We start from the raw sequence: 15686 nt of genomic DNA, 5'->3' as shown, positions 1-15686 counted from the left end.
ATGCCACCTCGCTGTTTCGTGTGATCGAATGTCTTCCGAGCCAGGCCTCGAAACCGTTGCCGGACGTTTTGCCGGCTAACTCGAACGAGGCTCTCGCTCAGCCCGAAGTGCCAGCGAGCAACGCGTCACTGCAGGCCCAGCCCGCTGCAATCCCCGCTGCGGCGCGCGATGCCGTTCCCGTGCCGGCCCTCGCAAGTGTAGACGCCACTGTCAGGATTACGGCCGCGCGCCCTTCCTCGCGCCTGCCTCGGACCGGCAAAATTGTGCCATCAACGTCGGGCGATCCTTATGAGCTTCCCCCGGAAGATCTGTTGCAGCAGCCCCCGGAGGGACAAGGCTTCTACATGTCGCAGGAGCGGCTTGAGCAGAACGCCGATCTGTTGGAGAGCGTGCTCGAAGATTTCGGTGTGCGCGGCGAGATCATTCATGTTCGTCCCGGCCCGGTCGTCACGCTCTATGAGTTCGAGCCGGCGCCGGGCGTCAAATCTTCCCGTGTCATCGGGCTTGCCGATGATATCGCCCGCTCCATGTCTGCTGTTTCGGCGCGCGTCGCCGTCGTGCCTGGCCGCAATGTCATCGGCATAGAGCTTCCCAACGAGACGCGAGAAACCGTCTATTTCCGCGAGCTGATCGAATCGGAGGGTTTTCGCAAGACCAGCTGCAAGCTGGCGCTTTGTTTGGGCAAGACGATCGGGGGTGAGCCGGTCATCGCCGAGCTGGCGAAGATGCCGCATTTGCTCGTGGCCGGCACCACCGGCTCCGGCAAGTCGGTTGCCATCAACACCATGATCCTGTCGTTGCTCTACCGGCTGAAGCCGGAAGAATGCCGGCTGATCATGGTCGATCCCAAGATGCTTGAACTCTCCGTCTATGACGGCATCCCACATCTTCTGACGCCCGTCGTCACGGATCCCAAGAAAGCCGTCACCGCGCTCAAATGGGCGGTGCGCGAAATGGAGGACCGGTATCGCAAGATGGCGCGGCTCGGTGTGCGCAACATCGACGGCTACAACGAGCGCGCCGCTACTGCCCGCGACAAGGGCGAGACGGTTGTCATGACGGTGCAGACCGGCTTCGAAAAGGGCACCGGCGAGCCGCTTTTCGAACAGCAGGAAATCGACCTTGCGCCGATGCCCTACATCGTCGTCATCGTCGACGAGATGGCCGACCTGATGATGGTCGCCGGCAAGGAGATCGAAGGCGCCATCCAGCGTCTGGCGCAGATGGCGCGCGCTGCCGGCATTCACCTGATCATGGCAACGCAGCGCCCCTCGGTCGATGTCATCACGGGCACGATCAAGGCCAATTTCCCGACCCGGATTTCCTTCCAGGTCACATCCAAGATCGACAGCCGCACCATCCTGGGCGAGCAGGGCGCCGAACAACTGCTTGGCCAGGGCGACATGTTGCACATGATGGGTGGCGGGCGCATTTCGCGCGTGCATGGGCCCTTTGTTTCCGACGCCGAAGTCGAGCATGTGGTGGCGCATCTGAAGGCGCAGGGTCGTCCTGAGTATCTGGAAACCGTGATCGCCGACGAGGATGAGGAAGAGGCCGAAGACGACCAGGGCGCGGTCTTCGACAAGGGATCGGTTGCAGCCGAAGACAGCGATGCCATCTACGACGAGGCGGTCAAGGTGGTGGTGCGCGACAAGAAGTGTTCGACGTCCTACATCCAGCGCCGCCTTGGCATCGGCTACAACCGCGCCGCATCCCTCGTCGAGCGCATGGAAAAGGAAGGATTGGTCGGCACACCTAACCATGTCGGCAAACGCGAAATCATCATGGGCCGGCGCCAGCAGGCGAGTGCGCCTGACGACGACAATGCGGATTGATCGGCGAGCTCTTTTGGTGGCGTGGCTTCGTCTGACGTGCATTAAAAAAGGCCGGTTACCCGGCCTTTTTTGTTAGTTGAAAATGGTGCGGCTCAGCCGATCTTCTGGCCGGTCTTGGCCCAGTCGGCGAGGAACTGTTCCAGGCCCTTGTCGGTCAGCGGGTGCTTGACCAGTGCCTTCAGGGTCGCCGGCGGCGCGGTAACAACATCGGCGCCGATCAGGGCCGCCTGCTTGACGTGGTTCACGGTGCGCACCGAAGCGACGAGGATCTCGGTCTGGAAATCGTAATTGTCGTAGATCTGCCGGATCTCCTGGATCAGTTCCATGCCGTCGATGCCGATGTCGTCGATGCGGCCGACGAAGGGTGAGATGAACGACGCGCCGGCCTTGGCCGCAAGCAGCGCCTGGTTGGCCGAAAAGCACAGCGTGACGTTGACCAGGCGGTTCATCTCGGTGCGGATCGTCTTGCAGGCCTTGAGGCCGTCCAGCGTCAGCGGCACCTTGATGCAGACATTGTCGGCGATCTTGGCCAGAACCTTGGCCTGCTGCATCATCTCGGAATATTCGGTGGCGGTGACTTCAGCCGAAACCGGGCCCTTGACGATGTCGCAGATCTCTTTGGTGACCTCGGCGATCTTGCCGCCCGATTTGAGGATCAGCGACGGATTGGTGGTAACGCCGTCGAGCAGTCCAAGATCGTTCAGCTCACGGATATCCTTGATGTCGGCGGTGTCGACAAAAAATTTCATGGCGGGTCTCCTGAAGATTCTTATGTGCATGCCATGCACATTCGGGGTCGGCCTTTGATCTAGACCAAAGTCAGGGCAAGGTCACGCCTCATGATCGAAGATTCGCCCTTTGTCGCAGCCGCACCGGTGCTGGTGCCGATGCCCGCCGAACGCCCCTACACCTATGCCGTGCCGGCCGGCATGCGCGTGGTGCCAGGCTCGATCGTGCGCGTGCCGCTCGGCCCGCGCCAGGTCGCCGGCATCGTCTGGGATGGGGCGGTCGAGAAGGTCGACGCGAAGAAGCTGCGCCCCATCGAACAGGTCTTCGACTGTCCGCCGATAGACCGCGCCATGCGCCGCTTCGTCGACTGGGTGGCGCAATACACGCTGTCGCCGCCAGGCATGGTGGCGCGCATGCTGCTCAGGGCGCCGGAGGCATTCGACCCCGAACCGTGGATCGAGGGGTTGCAGCGCACGCTTCTCGCACCCGACCGGATGACGGGCGCCAGGCAGCGCGTGCTGGAGACGGCCGAAGGCGGGCTTGCCTGGACACGGTCCGGCCTCGCCCATGCCGCCGGCGTGTCGTCGACGGTGATCGACGGCCTGAGGGCGCAAGGCGTGTTCGAGACGGTGATGATCCCGCCGCGCCCGGTGGTGGCCGCACCCGATTCCAGCTACGCCATACCGGAACTGATGCCGGACCAGAGCGACGCGGCGCTGATGCTGCGCGCCAATGTCGCAGCCGGTGTGTTCAACGTCGCGCTGCTCGACGGGGTCACCGGTTCGGGCAAGACGGAGGTTTATTTCGAGGCGGTGGCGGCCGCGCTCGACCAGGGCAAGCAGGTGCTGATCCTGCTGCCGGAAATCGCGCTGACGCATGCCTTTCTCGAGCGCTTCCAGCAGCGCTTCGGCGCCAAGCCGGGCGAATGGCATTCCGACCTGCCGCCGCGGATGCGCGAAAAAGTCTGGAGGCAAGTGGCGGAGGGCGGCGTGCGCGTCGTCGCCGGCGCGCGCTCGGCGTTGTTCCTGCCGTTCAAGGAGCTCGGCCTGATCGTCGTCGACGAGGAGCACGACCCTGCTTACAAGCAGGAGGATCGCGTCTTCTACAATGCGCGCGACATGGCGGTGGTGCGCGGCCATATCGGGAGCTTTCCGGTCGTACTGGCGTCGGCGACGCCATCGGTCGAAAGCCGGGTCAATGCGAGCCAAGGTAAATACAACAGAGCCGTTCTTTCTGCCCGTTTCGCCGAGGCTGCTCTTCCCCATCTGAAGGCGGTCGACATGCGGCGCGCACCGCCGGCGCGCGGCGGCTTCCTGTCGCCGGTGCTGCTCGACCAGATGCGCCAGACGCTGGAGAGGAAGGAGCAGTCGCTGCTGTTCCTCAACCGGCGCGGGTATGCGCCGTTGACGCTGTGCCGGGTTTGTGGCCACCGCTTCGGCTGCCCGGTCTGCTCGGCCTGGCTGGTCGAACATCGCTTTCGCGGCCAGCTGGTCTGCCATCATTGTGGGCACAATGAGCGTCGCCCCGAGGCTTGCCCGGAATGCGGCACGCTCGATCATCTGGTCGCTTGCGGGCCTGGTGTCGAGCGCATCGCGGAGGAGGTCGTGGCGCATTTTCCCGACGCGCGCACCATCGTCTTGTCGTCGGACCTGATGGGTGGCGTGCGGCGGCTGCGGCTGGAGCTGGAGGCGATCGCCGATGGCGAGGCCGACATCGTCATCGGCACGCAGCTCGTCGCCAAGGGCCACAACTTTCCCAACATGACCCTGGTCGGCGTCGTCGATGCCGATCTCGGTCTTGCCAATGGCGATCCGCGTGCCGCCGAGCGCACCTTCCAGCTGCTCAGCCAGGTCACTGGCCGTGCCGGCCGCACCGGCAAGAAGAGCCTTGGCCTTTTGCAGACTTTCCAGCCGGATCATCCGGTGATGCGGGCGATCATCTCCGGCGATTCGGAGGCCTTTTACGAGCGCGAGATTGCCGAGCGCGAACGGGCGGCGTTGCCGCCCTTCGGCCGGCTGGCAGGCGTCATCGTCAGCGCGGTGACGCGAGCGGAAGCCGAGGGCCATGCACGCGGCCTGCGCCGCGCCGCGCCCGAGGCGACGGACCTGTTCGTACTAGGGCCGGCCGAGGCGCCGCTGTCCCTGCTCGGCGGCCGTCATCGTTTCCGCCTGCTGATCCAGGGCGAACGGCGCGCCGACATGCAAGGGTTTATTCGCGCGATGCTGGCCAATGGGCCGAAACAGCGCGGCTCGGTCAGGGTGCAGGTCGACATCGACCCACAGAGCTTTTTGTAAGGTTGCGCTTTCGGCGAGAGACTGCCTCCAGCGAGGAATGGAAATCATATGAAAACCCTTGGCCTTCTGGGCGGCATGAGCTGGGAATCGACCGCCATCTACTATCGGCTGCTCAACGAGATCGTACGCGAGCGGCTGGGCGGCTTGCATTCGGCGAGGCTTCTGCTGTGGTCCTTCGACTTCGCTGAGATCGCCGAGCGGCAGCATCACGGCGACTGGGACGGCGCGGGCGTGCTTCTCGTAGAGTCGGCGCGCAAGCTTGAAGCCGGCGGCGCGGAAGGTCTGCTTTTGTGCACCAACACCATGCATAAACTGGCCGACCAGGTGCAGGCGTCGGTGTCGATCCCGCTGATCCATATCGCCGATGCCACCGCGGTGGCGGTCAAGCGCGCCGGCATGCGGCGCCCGGCGCTGCTGGCGACGCGCTTCACCATGGAGCAGGATTTCTACAAGGGCCGGCTCGCCGACAAATACGGTCTGCGGCCGGTCATACCCGATGCCGCCGGGCGCGACATGGTTCACCATGTCATCTACGACGAGCTGTGCCAGGGGATCGTGGCAGAAGCGTCCAAGGCCGCCTATATCGCCGAGACCGAACGCCTACGCCGCGAAGAGGCGGCCGATAGCGTCATCATGGGTTGCACCGAGATCACCATGCTCATCGGCCAACAGGATTTCGACATTCCCGTGTTCGACACGACACGCATTCATGCCGAGGCGGCGGTCGAATTCGCGCTTAGCTGATGCGCTTTTCCTAAAGTGCCTGATGCCATCTGGCGCGGGTTCTTTCCTTCGCTAGAATGCCCGGAATTTCAAAACAGGCATTTCGAGGGGACAAGATGGATTTTGCGCTTCCGTGGCCGACGAGCCAGGGCGAATGGCTGGCGTGGTCGAGCGCCGTCGTCACCGTGCTGCTCGGGCTTTTGTTCTTTCTGGCGCCGAGCCTCGCCTTCCGTGCCTTACGCTTGCAGGTCAAGCCCGAGAAGGCTGCGGCGATCGCCGAGGGACGCGGCAGGATGTCGGGCTTCTATCTCGGCGTCGGTCTGTGCTGCATCCTCTTGGCACAGCCGCTGATCTACATGGCGCTCGGCTTCTCCTGGCTGTTCACCGCCTTCGGCCGGCTGCTGTCGATGATGTCGGATGGCGCCAACACGCCTTTCAATTGGGTTTCCATTGTGGTGGAATTGGTGCTGGCGGCATTGCCGCTCGCCTTTGCCTTCGGCTTTCTGCCTTGAATCGTTGGGTATTCCGCGATGGAAGACGGGTGACTTTCGACGGATGCGACAATAGTGCCTGAAAACCATGCGGAACGACGCATTGCGGTCTTAAAATGCCTGTGCTAGACGGCAATCGACTTTCGGCCGGGGATAGCGGAAGCCGCGCCTCCGTGCTCGAAAAAATGCAGTAAGGTCAAAGATTTAGCCAGAGTTTTTGCTCGCGCCAACAATCTGCGGCCTGTCAGACAAGAGAAAAGACGGTCCGTGGCTCAATCGTCATCGCCAATCTCAGGTGTCGCAGAACGCTATGCGGGTTCGCTGTTCGAACTCGCCCTGCAGGCAAATTCCGTGGCCAAGGTCGAAGCCGACCTCAACAGTTTCGAAGCGATGCTCGCGGGCAGCGCCGATCTCACCCGGCTGATCAACAGCCCGGTTTTCTCCAGCGAGGACCAGGCCAAGGCCATCGCGGCGATCGCCGACAAGGCCGGGATCACCGGCCTCACCGGCAATTTCCTGCGCGTCGTCGCCCGCAACCGCCGCCTGTTCGCCATTCCCGGCATGATCAGGGCATTCCGCCAGATCGCCGCCGAACATCGTGGCGAGACCGCTGCTGAAGTGACGTCGGCGCACGAGCTGACCGCTGCCCAGCAGACCGAACTCAAGGCGGCGCTGAAGAGCGTTGCCGGCAAGGACGTGGCCATCTCCGTCACCGTCGATCCGTCGCTGCTCGGCGGGCTGGTGGTCAAGATGGGCTCGCGCCAGATCGATACGTCGCTCAAAACCAAACTCAATTCGCTCAAGCTTGCACTGAAAGAGGTCGGCTGATGGACATCCGCGCCGCGGAAATTTCCGCAATTCTGAAAGACCAGATCAAGAATTTCGGCAAGGAGGCCGAGGTCTCCGAAGTCGGACAGGTGCTGTCTGTCGGTGACGGTATCGCCCGTGTCTATGGCCTCGACAATGTCCAGGCCGGCGAGATGGTCGAATTCCCCGGCGGCATCCGCGGCATGGCGCTCAACCTCGAAGCCGACAATGTCGGCGTCGTCATCTTCGGCGCCGACCGCGACATCAAGGAAGGCGACATCGTCAAGCGCACCGGCGCCATCGTCGATGTCCCCGTCGGCCCCGGCCTGCTCGGCCGCGTCGTCGACGCGCTCGGCAATCCGATCGACGGCAAGGGTCCGATCAAGGCGATCGAACGCAAGCGCGTCGACGTCAAGGCGCCCGGCATCATCCCGCGCAAGTCGGTGAATGAGCCGATGTCGACCGGCCTCAAGGCCATCGATGCGCTGATCCCGGTCGGCCGCGGCCAGCGCGAGCTGGTCATCGGCGATCGCCAGACCGGCAAGACCGCCATCATCCTCGACACGATGCTCAACCAGAAGTCGGTGCACGACAACGGCCCCGAGAAGGAAAAGCTCTACTGCGTCTACGTCGCCGTCGGCCAGAAGCGCTCGACCGTCGCGCAGTTCGTCAAGGTGCTGGAAGAGCGCGGCGCGCTCGAATACTCGATCATCGTCGCCGCCACCGCTTCCGACCCGGCGCCGATGCAGTTCCTGGCACCATTCGCCGGCGCCACCATGGGCGAATATTTCCGCGACAATGGCATGCACGCGCTGATCAGCTACGACGATCTGTCGAAGCAGGCCGTCGCCTATCGCCAGATGTCGCTGCTGCTGCGCCGTCCGCCGGGCCGCGAAGCCTATCCGGGCGACGTCTTCTATCTGCACTCGCGCCTGCTTGAGCGCGCCGCCAAGCTCAACGACGATCTGGGCGGTGGTTCGCTGACCGCCCTGCCGATCATCGAGACGCAGGCCAACGACGTGTCGGCCTACATCCCGACCAACGTGATCTCGATCACCGACGGCCAGATCTTCCTCGAAACCAACCTGTTCTTCCAGGGCATCCGTCCTGCGGTGAACGTCGGCCTGTCGGTCAGCCGCGTCGGCTCGGCCGCGCAGATCAAGGCGATGAAGCAGGTTGCCGGCTCGATCAAGGGCGAGCTCGCGCAGTACCGCGAAATGGCGGCCTTCGCGCAGTTCGGCTCGGATCTCGACGCCGCCACGCAGCGCCTGCTCAACCGCGGATCGCGCCTGACCGAACTCCTGAAGCAGCCGCAGTTCTCGCCGCTGAAGACGGAAGAGCAGGTCGCGGTGATCTTTGCCGGCGTCAACGGCTATCTCGACAAGCTGCCGGTCAACCAGGTCGGCAAGTTCGAGCATGGCCTGCTCAGCCACATGCGCTCGGCCGGCAAGGACGTTCTCGACGCCATCCGCAAGGAAAAGGCGCTGTCGGACGATCTGCGCGCCAAGCTGAAGGCCGAGATCGACGCTTTCGCCAAGACCTTCGCCTGAGCGAATTGCAAGACGGGATCAGGTTTGAAGCATGCCTTCATTAAAAGACCTTCGTAACCGTATCGCCTCGGTCAAGGCGACGCAGAAGATCACCAAGGCGATGCAGATGGTCGCCGCGGCGAAGCTGCGCCGTGCGCAAGAGGCCGCGGAAGCGGCGCGCCCCTATTCGGAGCGCATGGGTTCCGTGCTGGCCAACATCACCCAGGCAATCGGCGGCGGCGGCGATGCCCCGGCGCTGATGACCGGCACCGGCAAGGATGACGTGCATCTGCTCGTCGTCTGCACCGCCGAGCGCGGCCTGTGCGGCGGCTTCAATTCGCAGATCGCCCGCCTTGCCCGCGACCATATCCGCAGGCTTTTGGCCGACGGCAAGCAGGTCAAGATCATCTGCGTCGGCAAGAAGGGTTTCGATATCCTGCGCCGCGACTATGCTTCGATGATCATCGACCGTGTCGACCTGCGCGAGGTCAAGACGCTGCGTTTCGTCAATGCCGATGCGATCGCCAAGAAGGTCATCCACCTCTTCAACGAGGGCGGCTTCGACATCTGCACGCTGTTCTATTCGCAGTTCAAGTCGGTGATCAGCCAGATCCCGACCGCGCAGCAGATCATCCCGGCAGGCGTTGCTTCGGCCCCGGCCGAGGCGATCGATGGCGGCAATGCCGTCTACGAATACGAGCCGGAACCGGGCGAAATCCTCTCCGACCTCATTCCGCGCAACATCTCGGTGCAGGTTTTCCGGGCGCTGCTCGAAAACGCGGCCGGCGAAATGGGCGCCAAGATGAGCGCCATGGACAATGCGACGCGCAACGCCGGCGAGATGATCAACAAGTTGTCGATCACTTATAACCGCCAGCGGCAGGCGCAGATCACCAAGGAACTGATCGAAATCATTTCGGGCGCCGAGGCGCTCTAGGCGCGGTTCGCGGGTTATCGACCCGCGACCGGACCGCGTGAGAAACAAAGGACGAAAAAGGGTAAAGACGATGGCGAAAGCAGCGACCCCCAAGACGGCAGCCCCCAAGGCCGCAGCCGCGAAGACCGCAGCCCCCGCGAAGGCGGCAAAGGCTCCAGTAGCAGCCGCGAAGGCGGCCCCGGCCAAGGCGCCAGCACCTGCGAAGGTCGCAGCTGCCAAGACATCGGCAGTGGCCAGCAAGGCAACCGGCGTTGTCGGCAAGGTCCGCCAGGTCATCGGCGCCGTCGTCGACGTGCAGTTCGGCGATCACCTGCCGGCGATCCTGAACGCGCTCGAGACGACCAATGTCGGCAACCGCCTCGTGCTCGAAGTCGCCCAGCATCTGGGTGAAAACACCGTGCGCTGCATCGCCATGGACTCGACCGAAGGTCTGGTTCGCGGCCAGGAAGTGCGTGACACCGGCGCGCCGATCACCGTGCCGGTCGGTCCGGGCATGCTCGGCCGCATCATCAACGTCATCGGCGAGCCCGTCGACGAAGAAGGCCCGGTCGACGCGACTGAAATGCGCTCTATCCACCAGCCGGCTCCGACCTATGTCGAGCAGTCGACGGAAGCACAGATCCTGATCACCGGCATCAAGGTGCTCGACCTGCTGGCTCCCTACGCCAAGGGCGGCAAGATCGGCCTGTTCGGCGGCGCCGGCGTCGGCAAGACCGTGCTAATCCAGGAACTGATCAACAACATCGCCAAGGCGCATGGCGGCTACTCGGTGTTCGCCGGCGTCGGCGAGCGTACCCGCGAGGGCAACGATCTCTATCACGAGTTCATCGAATCCGGCGTCAACAAGAAGGGCGGCGGCGAAGGCTCCAAGGCCGCACTCGTCTATGGCCAGATGAACGAGCCGCCGGGCGCGCGCGCCCGCGTCGGCCTGACCGGCCTGACGGTTGCGGAATATTTCCGCGACCAGGGCCAGGACGTGCTGTTCTTCGTCGACAACATCTTCCGCTTCACGCAGGCGGGTTCGGAAGTGTCGGCTCTGCTCGGCCGTATCCCGTCGGCCGTGGGCTATCAGCCGACGCTCGCCACCGACATGGGCGCGCTGCAGGAACGCATCACCACCACCACCAAGGGCTCGATCACGTCCGTGCAGGCCATCTATGTGCCCGCCGACGACTTGACCGATCCGGCGCCGGCGACCTCGTTCGCCCACCTTGACGCGACGACGACGCTCAACCGCGCCATCGCCGAAAAGGGCATCTATCCGGCCGTCGATCCGCTGGACTCGACCTCGCGCATGCTCGACCCGCTGGTCGTCGGCGACGAGCACTACGGCGTCGCCCGCCAGGTGCAGTCGATCCTCCAGCGCTACAAGTCGCTGCAGGACATCATCGCCATCCTGGGCATGGACGAGCTGTCGGAAGAGGACAAGCAGACCGTCGCCCGCGCCCGCAAGATCGAGCGCTTCCTGTCGCAGCCGTTCTTCGTCGCCGAAGTGTTCACCGGCGCGCCGGGCAAGCTGGTCGACCTCGCCGACACCATCAAGGGCTTCAAGGGCCTCTGCAACGGCGACTACGACCACCTTCCGGAAGCTGCCTTCTACATGGTCGGCGGCATCGAGGAAGCAGTCGAGAAGGCCCAGCGCCTGGCGGCCGAAGCGGCTTAATTTCTCATTCGGCAGCGCGGGTCAGCCGCGCTGTCTTCGATCCAAGCGTTTGTGAGACACCATGGCTGAAGCTTTCAAGTTCGAACTGGTCTCGCCGGAGCGTCTGCTTGTTTCCGAGCAGGTCGAATCCGTCGTCATTCCGGGCGCCGAAGGCGAGATGACGGTGATGGCGCATCACGCTCCGGTCATGACCACGATCAAGCCGGGCGTCGTTACGGTGAAGACCGCGTCGGGTGGCGAAGAGCGCTATGTGGTGTTCGGCGGCTTCGCCGACATCGTTCCGGCCGGCTGCACGCTGCTGGCGGAATCGGCTGTGGCGGTGAAAGATGTTGACCGCGCCGATCTCGCGCGCCGCATCCAGGAAGCCAAGGAAGATGCCGCCGACGCCAAGGACGACCAGGCCCGTAGCAAGGCGGAACAGTTCCTTAGCCAGCTCACCACGCTCGAAGGCGCTATCCTGCCGGCGTAAGGGGCGGCTGTCTCCTCATCATCCGGGTAGAGCGAAAGCGGAGCGCAGTAGCGCAAAGGGGCGTTCTGTAGCGATCCTTCGCGCCCCCCTCTGTCCTGCCGGACATCTCCCCGACGAGGGGGGGAGATTGGCCGTCACCGCGGCTTTCGCAAATCTCCAGCGTTGCAGGGTTGGCGCCGGCATCTGAGCTGCCAATCTCCCCCCTCGTGGGGGAGATGTCCGGCAGGACAGAGGGGGGCGCTGTCCCGCCACCGTCAACGGTCTGCGCCCCATCACAACCGTCAAGTCATAGCTCAGGATTGCTCGCTTCGTATGCCGAGTGCGGCGAGGGCAAGGGCCGGCCCGCCCTGCTTGAGATGGACGAGATGGGTGGCCACGAACTCGACCAGCGTCTGACGCCCGGTGTGGTCCTTGGTGAAGCCGGCGAGGTCGAACACAGCCGTCACCATCTCTTCCGTAGGCAGGCTTCGTTCAAAAAGCGCTGCCAATGGTACATCGAGCGGATCGGTGAAATGGCGTTCCGGCAAGGTCTTGCCGCGTGCCTCGCAAGCCGCGATCCAGGCAGCGATCACCAGCGTCAGGTGTTCGGGCACAGCCCCGGCTTCGATACACTCCAAGGCGGAAGCGACGATGCGCTGCGGCAGTTTCTGGCTGCCGTCATTAGCGATCTGCGCCGTGCGGTGGGCAAGTGCTGTGTTGGAAAAACGCTCTGCGAGTTCCGCAGTATAGGCGCTCGTGTCCAATCCGGCATCCTCGGGCAGGGTCAGGATAGCTTCGGCCCACAATGCATCAACGAACTGCCGGATCGCCGGGTCGGAGAAGGCACGGTCGACGGTGGCGTGGCCGCTGAGCAGGCCGAGATAGGCGATGGCCGAATGCGAGCCGTTGAGCAACCTGAGCTTCATGTCCTCGAAGGGGCCGACATCGCTAACCATGGTGACGCCGAAGTCTTCCCAGGCCGGACGGCCGCCGGGGAAATTGTCTTCGACCACCCATTGGCAGAACGGTTCGGTCATCACGGGCCAGGCGTCCTCGACGCCGAGTTCTTCTGCGATCCGCGCCCGGTCGGCATCGGTGGTTGCCGGCACGATGCGGTCGACCATGCTTGAGGGAAAGGCGACCTGATGGGCGATGTGGTCGGCGATTCCAGCGTCGCCCTTCACGCCAAGCCTGGCGTCGCGCAATTCGGCGAATTCGGTCAGTAGCCGGTGCAGCGTGGCGCCATTGGCGGGCAGGTTGTCGCAACACAGGACAGTGAAGGGTGGCGTGCCGGCGGCGCGTCGCCGGGCAAGCGCCTCGGCCAGGAAACCATGCGCCGTCCTCGGCATTTCCCGGTTTGCCAGATCGTGGACGATGTCGGGATGAGCAGTGTCCAATCCGCCGCCCGCTGCTCTCAGATAGGCCTTTTCGGTGATGGTCAGCGTGACGATGCGGGTGCGCGGATCGGTCAGCACGGCCAGCACCGCGTCCGGATCCTCCGGCGCCACCAGCATCGCGCCGATCGAGCCGATGACCTGAAGTTTTTCGATTCCACTGCTTCTGATCGCCAGTGTGTAGAGCCCATCTTGCGGCGTGAGCGCGTCGCGCGTGTCGGCGCTGCGCAGCGAAACGCCTGTTATGCCCCAGCCTGTCTCGCCTGCCGCCAGGCAGTCGTCGACGTAGGCTGCCTGGTGAGCGCGATGGAAGGCGCCGACGCCGAGATGCACGATGCCCGGGACGACCTTGCTGCGGTCATATCCGGGGATTGTCACCCGCTCGGGCAGTGAGTGTAGCGAGGCGTCGGACAAATGGCTGCTGGTCATCATATCACAGGGCGGATGGTTTTGGACGGGGCTGCATGACGGTGTCCCGAGCGTTGATGACAAGCGGCGTAACACCTGTTTCCGCTTGCCGCAAGGATGCCTGTTTGTGAGCCCACGTTGACATCGCTTTTGCCCGAACGTACCGATGTTCAACCTGGAAGGAGCCGCCTTTCCCATGGTCGCGCTGACCGATCCGGACCTGCTGTTTCCGCCCGAAGCGCAGTCGCGCTCGCTTGCCCGCGACCTCTACGCCGGCGTCAAAAACCTGCCGATCGTCAGCCCGCACGGTCACACCGATCCGCGCTGGTATGCGCTGAACGAGCCGTTCCCGGATCCGGCGCAATTGCTTATCGTCCCGGACCACTACATCTTCCGCATGCTGTTCAGCCAAGGCGTTCGGCTTGAGGATCTCGGCGTGGCGACGCTGGGCGGTGGGCCGGTCGAGACCGACGGCCGGACGATCTGGCGGCGTTTTGCCGAGTACTATTATCTGTTTCGCGGCACGCCGACCCGGCTGTGGTTCGATCATGTGCTCGCCCATCTGTTCGGCATCGACGAACCGCTGACCGCCGCAACTGCCGACCGCCACTACGACACCATTGCGACGCTGCTGCAGTGGGAGAATTTCCGTCCGCGCGCGTTGTTCGAGCGCTTCAACATCGAGGTCATCGCGACAACGGAAGGCGCGCTCGACGATCTCCAATGGCACCAGATGATCCGCGACAGCGGCTGGCAGGGCCGCGTCGTCACCGCCTACCGCCCGGACGCGGTCGTCGATCCCGACTTCGAAGGGTTCTCGACCAATCTCGACCAGCTCGGAGAGATCACCGGCTGCGATACCGGCAGTTGGGGTGGCTATCTCGATGCGCATCGCCAGCGGCGCGCCTTCTTCAAGAGTTTTGGCGCAACCTCGTCCGACCACGGCCATCCGACGGCCGAGACCGCCAATCTTTCAGGTGCCGCGGCGCAAGAGCTGTTCAATCGGGTTCGCCGTGGTTCCGACGACGAGCGTGAGCGAAAATTGTTCCGCGCCCAGATGCTGACCGAGATGGCCAAGATGAGTCTCGACGACGGGCTGGTCCTGCAAATCCATCCCGGTTCCCAGCGCAATCACTCACGCGCTGTCTTCGAGAAATTCGGCCGCGACAAGGGCTTCGATATCCCGACCCGGACCGACTATGTAATGGCGCTGAAGCCGCTGCTCGACTGCGTCGGGCTGGAGCGCGACCTTACCGTCATCCTGTTCACGCTCGACGAGACCAGTTATGCGCGCGAACTGGCGCCGCTCGCCGGCGTCTACCCGGCGCTCAAACTCGGGCCGGCCTGGTGGTTCCACGACAGCCCGGAAGGCATGCGCCGGTTCCGCGAAATGACGACGGAAACGGCCGGCTTCTACAACACGGTCGGCTTCAACGACGACACGAGAGCCTTCCCCTCGATACCGGCGCGCCACGATGTGGCGCGTCGCGTCGACTGTGCCTTCCTGGCGCGTCTCGTTGCCGAGCACCGGCTGCGCGAGGACGAGGCGCATGAGCTGGCTGGGGAACTGGCCTACACGCTGGCCAAGAAGGCCTACCGGCTCTGACGCGTGCTCGCGCAATAGACGCTGGTCACTTATCCGCGATGAGGAGATGACGATGACCGCAAGGATTTTCGCGCCGGCCGGCAAGGGCGCGTGGACGACAACGCCGGACGGCAACAGGCGGCGCGTCCTTCTGCACACCGATGAATTGATGCTGGTCGAATTCGGCTTCGACAGGGGTGGCGTCGGCGCCCTGCATTCGCACCCGCATGTCCAGGCAAGCTATGTCGCCGAGGGCCGCTTCGAGGTGACCATCGACGGCCAGACCGAAATCCTCGCGGCCGGCGGCAGTTTCATCGTGCCGTCCGGTCTGGTGCACGGCGTCAAGGCGCTCGAAGCAGGGCGGCTGGTCGACAGCTTCACGCCGCACCGGGCCGATTTCCTCGGCTGAGCGAGCGGGATCAATGCACGCCAGAAGAAGCCCGCGCTGCCTTGTTCCAGCACACCTCGCAAACGAAAAACCCCTTGTCTCCGAAGAGGCGCGGGCCTGTTGCCTAAGCCCTTTGGCGCCGCAGTACTCTGACCATCACCGCAGGATGCGCAGTGATTCGTCGGTTACATCGACGTCCTTGGGACATCTTGCGATCAGTGAATTGCTACTTTTTGGTTGGGTCGTCTGCCGGGTTGACGTAGGTAATCGCGAAAGGTCCCTCGCCGTGAACCTCGACAATCGTATCGCTTGTCGTCCACGCGAAGTGATTCATTCCAGTCGGGGCAACGCCGAAGCCGCCAGCCGTCAGTTCGATACCCTTCGCCTCGTCGAGCTTGTCGCCCATTCCGATATGAAAGTTGCCGGAAATCACTGTCACATATTCCGAAGTGGGG

Annotated in this window: 14 protein-coding genes and 1 pseudogene; 12 read left to right on the top strand and 3 right to left on the bottom strand. The window is 63.7% G+C overall.

Translation table 11 applies throughout. The features are described 5' to 3' along the window. The first annotated feature begins 311 nt into the window (after positions 1–311). Positions 312–1835 (top strand): DNA translocase FtsK, encoded by a 1524-nt coding sequence (locus EN993_RS18635; protein ID WP_245468897.1) that lies wholly within the window; start codon positions 312–314, stop codon positions 1833–1835. A gap of 92 nt (positions 1836–1927) precedes the next feature. On the opposite strand, the gene fsa is transcribed toward EN993_RS18635, so the two are convergent. Beyond that, positions 1928–2584 (bottom strand): fructose-6-phosphate aldolase, encoded by a 657-nt coding sequence (gene fsa / locus EN993_RS18630; RefSeq protein WP_126066792.1) that lies wholly within the window; start codon positions 2582–2584, stop codon positions 1928–1930. Between the two features lie 90 nt (positions 2585–2674). Here fsa and EN993_RS18625 point away from each other — a divergent pair, with 90 nt between their 5' ends. From EN993_RS18625 to EN993_RS37820, 9 genes and pseudogenes are all read left to right on the top strand, one after another. Then, positions 2675–4858 carry a primosomal protein N' gene (locus EN993_RS18625; protein WP_127264508.1) on the top strand — a complete coding sequence of 728 codons (2184 nt, stop codon included), beginning with the start codon at positions 2675–2677 and terminating at the stop codon, positions 4856–4858. A 48-nt stretch (positions 4859–4906) separates the two neighbouring features. Next, a complete protein-coding gene (locus EN993_RS18620) occupies positions 4907–5602 on the top strand; it encodes an aspartate/glutamate racemase family protein (protein ID WP_127264507.1) in 696 nt (231 codons plus the stop codon). Positions 5603–5697: 95 nt separating this feature from the next. Next, positions 5698–6093: a DUF4345 family protein gene (locus EN993_RS18615; RefSeq protein WP_109664413.1), complete on the top strand. Its 396-nt coding sequence runs from the start codon at positions 5698–5700 to the stop codon at positions 6091–6093. 246 nt (positions 6094–6339) lie between these two features. After that, positions 6340–6900, top strand: a complete 561-nt coding sequence (locus EN993_RS18610; RefSeq protein WP_109664418.1) for a F0F1 ATP synthase subunit delta — start codon at positions 6340–6342, stop codon at positions 6898–6900. Beyond that, positions 6900–8429: a F0F1 ATP synthase subunit alpha gene (gene atpA, locus EN993_RS18605; RefSeq protein ID WP_109664421.1), complete on the top strand. Its 1530-nt coding sequence runs from the start codon at positions 6900–6902 to the stop codon at positions 8427–8429. The genes EN993_RS18610 and atpA overlap by 1 nt, the downstream gene beginning before the upstream one ends. 31 nt (positions 8430–8460) lie before the next feature. Next, the gene (locus EN993_RS18600) at positions 8461–9345 is read left to right on the top strand and encodes a F0F1 ATP synthase subunit gamma (protein ID WP_109664425.1); all 885 of its coding nucleotides are present in this window, start codon (positions 8461–8463) and stop codon (positions 9343–9345) included. 70 nt (positions 9346–9415) lie between these two features. Continuing rightward, positions 9416–11008, top strand: coding sequence for a F0F1 ATP synthase subunit beta (gene atpD / locus EN993_RS18595; protein ID WP_164757715.1), 1593 nt, complete (start codon positions 9416–9418; stop codon positions 11006–11008). Positions 11009–11069: 61 nt separating this feature from the next. Further along, positions 11070–11477: a F0F1 ATP synthase subunit epsilon gene (locus EN993_RS18590; protein ID WP_010912151.1), complete on the top strand. Its 408-nt coding sequence runs from the start codon at positions 11070–11072 to the stop codon at positions 11475–11477. Positions 11478–11572: 95 nt separating this feature from the next. After that, positions 11573–11716: pseudogene (locus EN993_RS37820) on the top strand (ABC transporter ATP-binding protein); the annotation flags it as partial. Positions 11717–11770: 54 nt separating this feature from the next. Here the strand turns inward: EN993_RS37820 and EN993_RS18580 are convergent. After that, positions 11771–13279, bottom strand: a complete 1509-nt coding sequence (locus EN993_RS18580) for a mannitol dehydrogenase family protein (protein WP_206532388.1) — start codon at positions 13277–13279, stop codon at positions 11771–11773. A 175-nt stretch (positions 13280–13454) separates the two neighbouring features. Between EN993_RS18580 and uxaC the strand changes: the two genes are divergently transcribed. Both uxaC and EN993_RS18570 read left to right on the top strand, forming a co-directional pair. Next, positions 13455–14864 (top strand): glucuronate isomerase, encoded by a 1410-nt coding sequence (gene uxaC / locus EN993_RS18575; protein WP_127264510.1) that lies wholly within the window; start codon positions 13455–13457, stop codon positions 14862–14864. A gap of 52 nt (positions 14865–14916) precedes the next feature. Then, positions 14917–15252 carry a cupin domain-containing protein gene (locus EN993_RS18570; RefSeq protein ID WP_109665404.1) on the top strand — a complete coding sequence of 112 codons (336 nt, stop codon included), beginning with the start codon at positions 14917–14919 and terminating at the stop codon, positions 15250–15252. A 205-nt stretch (positions 15253–15457) separates the two neighbouring features. Here EN993_RS18570 and EN993_RS18565 read toward each other — a convergent pair. Next, a partial coding sequence (locus EN993_RS18565; protein ID WP_206532387.1) for a cupin domain-containing protein occupies positions 15458–15686 on the bottom strand: 229 nt, incomplete at its 5' end.

Origin of the sequence: Mesorhizobium sp. M7D.F.Ca.US.004.01.2.1, assembly GCF_003997785.1 — a bacterium.
GTDB classification, from domain to species: Bacteria; Pseudomonadota; Alphaproteobacteria; order Rhizobiales; family Rhizobiaceae; genus Mesorhizobium; species Mesorhizobium loti.
Note: the sequence above shows the minus strand (reverse complement) of the source record. Positions and strands in the feature narration are given on the sequence as shown.

What these genes read in the sequence shown, in the direction of transcription:
- EN993_RS18615 (WP_109664413.1), top strand. Translation starts at nt 5,698, where the DNA reads ATGGATTTTGCGCTTCCGTGGCCGACGAGCCAGGGCGAATGGCTGGCG.
- EN993_RS18570 (WP_109665404.1), top strand. Translation starts at nt 14,917, where the DNA reads ATGACCGCAAGGATTTTCGCGCCGGCCGGCAAGGGCGCGTGGACGACA.
- uxaC (WP_127264510.1), top strand. Translation starts at nt 13,455, where the DNA reads ATGGTCGCGCTGACCGATCCGGACCTGCTGTTTCCGCCCGAAGCGCAG.
- EN993_RS18580 (WP_206532388.1), bottom strand. Translation starts at nt 13,279, where the DNA reads ATGACCAGCAGCCATTTGTCCGACGCCTCGCTACACTCACTGCCCGAG.
- atpA (WP_109664421.1), top strand. Translation starts at nt 6,900, where the DNA reads ATGGACATCCGCGCCGCGGAAATTTCCGCAATTCTGAAAGACCAGATC.
- EN993_RS18600 (WP_109664425.1), top strand. Translation starts at nt 8,461, where the DNA reads ATGCCTTCATTAAAAGACCTTCGTAACCGTATCGCCTCGGTCAAGGCG.
- atpD (WP_164757715.1), top strand. Translation starts at nt 9,416, where the DNA reads ATGGCGAAAGCAGCGACCCCCAAGACGGCAGCCCCCAAGGCCGCAGCC.
- EN993_RS18590 (WP_010912151.1), top strand. Translation starts at nt 11,070, where the DNA reads ATGGCTGAAGCTTTCAAGTTCGAACTGGTCTCGCCGGAGCGTCTGCTT.
- EN993_RS18625 (WP_127264508.1), top strand. Translation starts at nt 2,675, where the DNA reads ATGATCGAAGATTCGCCCTTTGTCGCAGCCGCACCGGTGCTGGTGCCG.
- EN993_RS18620 (WP_127264507.1), top strand. Translation starts at nt 4,907, where the DNA reads ATGAAAACCCTTGGCCTTCTGGGCGGCATGAGCTGGGAATCGACCGCC.
- fsa (WP_126066792.1), bottom strand. Translation starts at nt 2,584, where the DNA reads ATGAAATTTTTTGTCGACACCGCCGACATCAAGGATATCCGTGAGCTG.